At 61.5% G+C, this 1853-nt stretch carries 2 protein-coding genes; one reads left to right on the plus strand and one right to left on the minus strand.

Annotated elements, in window-relative coordinates:
* On the plus strand, positions 1 to 633 hold a 633-nt coding region (locus tag GHK62_RS32900), incomplete at its 5' end, for a porin (RefSeq protein ID WP_167528428.1).
* 111 nt (positions 634 to 744) lie between these two features.
* On the opposite strand, the gene GHK62_RS32905 is transcribed toward GHK62_RS32900, so the two are convergent.
* Positions 745 to 1617, minus strand: a complete 873-nt coding sequence (locus GHK62_RS32905; RefSeq protein ID WP_153443198.1) for an alpha/beta fold hydrolase — start codon at positions 1615 to 1617, stop codon at positions 745 to 747.
* Between the last annotated feature and the right edge of the window lie 236 nt (positions 1618 to 1853).

Raw genomic sequence — 1853 nt, forward strand, 5'->3', positions numbered from 1 at the left:
GAAGCCTACATCCAGCTCGGCGGCTTCAAGGCCGGCTTCTTCTACAGCTGGTGGGATAAGGGCCTGAACGGTGAAACCGACTCGCTCGGCAACTTCACCGAATTCAACTCGCTCGCTTACCTCTATGATGGCGGCACCTTCCAGGCCGGTGTCTCGGTCGACGAACTCGAAGGTACCTCCACCAAGGACAACGGCGTCGGCGTTGCCGGTATCGTTTCCGCTACGCTCGGCGGCGTAAGCTTCGACCTGCTCGGCGGCTTCGACACCGAACTCGAAGAAGGCGCGATCCGCGCTCTGCTCTCGGCTGACCTCGGTCCGGGCGTCTTCCAGGTCGCTGGTATCTGGGCATCCAACCCGAACGCTTACTGGAACCGCTCTGAGTGGACCGTTGCTGCTTCGTACCGTTGGAACGTCAACGACAAGCTCGCAATCACCCCCGGCGCTCAGTACTTCGGCAACCTGTCGGAAGGCTCGCTCGTCGACTTCGGCAGCAACGACGCATGGCGCGTTGGTGGTACGGTTGACTACAAGATCACCGAAGGCCTCGCTACCCGTCTGTCGGTTCAGTACGAAGACCAGGATGACGGCGACGATGAAGTCTTCGGCTTCCTCCGCCTGCAGCGTGACTTCTAATCTGACCTGACCTCGGTCAGTTAGGGAAGCCCGGCTCTTGAGCCGGGCTTTCTCATTTTGGGCGTTTCGTCGAGCGAGAGACGCTTCTCTGCGTAGGCCGAGCGCAAACCGTTACCGCTGTAGAAAGGCCGCTATAGCCTGTCTTGGGCCGTCGAGATGCAGGAGCGGTGCATGCCCCTGTCCGTCCGCGGTCACGGACATCAGGCTCGGATGCCGACGCTTCATCTCTTCGACCGTTGCTTTCGACAGCAGCCGGGAACGCTCCCCACGAATGACAATCATCGGCAGGCCGGCGAAGGCGTCGAATTGCGGCCAAAGATCCGGAAGTGACGTATCGGCCGTTAGCATCCGCAACTGTGCCGCGATTGCCGGATCGAAGTCGGCGACAGGGATGCCGCCTTCGTCGCGATAGATTGCCTCTGCCATCTCCTGCCAATCGTGCTCGCGGAGGATTGGAAAATCATCCCCATGTACGGATTGCAGGTAGCGAGGTGCCGCGGTCCAGCTTGCCGGTCCTGTCGCTGCGTTGAGATAGTCCCTGATCCGCAGCAGCCCCTCGATTTCGATGACGGGGCCGATGTCGTTGAGAACGACGCCTCCGATCAAAGCGGGGGCAAGGCCGGCGAGGTGATGCAGGATCAGGCCGCCGCGCGACGTGCCGATGAAGATCGCCTTCTCGATGCCAAAATGGGCGCAGGCGGCGATGAGGTCCGAGGTTTCCGTCGCGACCGTGTAACGGCTCTTGTCGTCGTCGCGCTGCGAGCAGCCGCGCCCGCGGGAGTCGAGCGAGAGGATGAAATGCTCGCCTCCCGCCGGCGAGGCGAGAAAGCACGCGAGCTCATGGAAGTCGCGGCTGTTGCGTGCAAGGCCGGGAAGGCAGATGACCGGGATCCGTCCACCCCGTACATCGCCATAGGATCTGGCATAAAGCTGCAGGTCGTCCTGCAACCGAAAGCGATGCTCGCGAAATTCACTCCGATCCATGGCCACTCCGTTCGGTCAAGAGGAGGTGAAATCGTAGCTGCTGGATGCGCGACGGCAAGTGGGCTGAAGGCCAAGGGCGGCTTGTGTCGGCGCAACGGTCTGCCATGCAAAGACAGAACTTTCTATGAAGCCGGGCCCTCGGCACATTGCTCGGTGGGAAGGGCTGTGGATTGCAGCCGTGAATGCCTTACAGCGCCGCGCGTCCAATCGGACGCGCAAAGGTCGCTGTAGCACTT

The sequence above is a fragment of the Sinorhizobium terangae genome, from assembly GCF_009601505.1.
GTDB classification, from domain to species: domain Bacteria; phylum Pseudomonadota; class Alphaproteobacteria; order Rhizobiales; family Rhizobiaceae; genus Sinorhizobium; species Sinorhizobium terangae.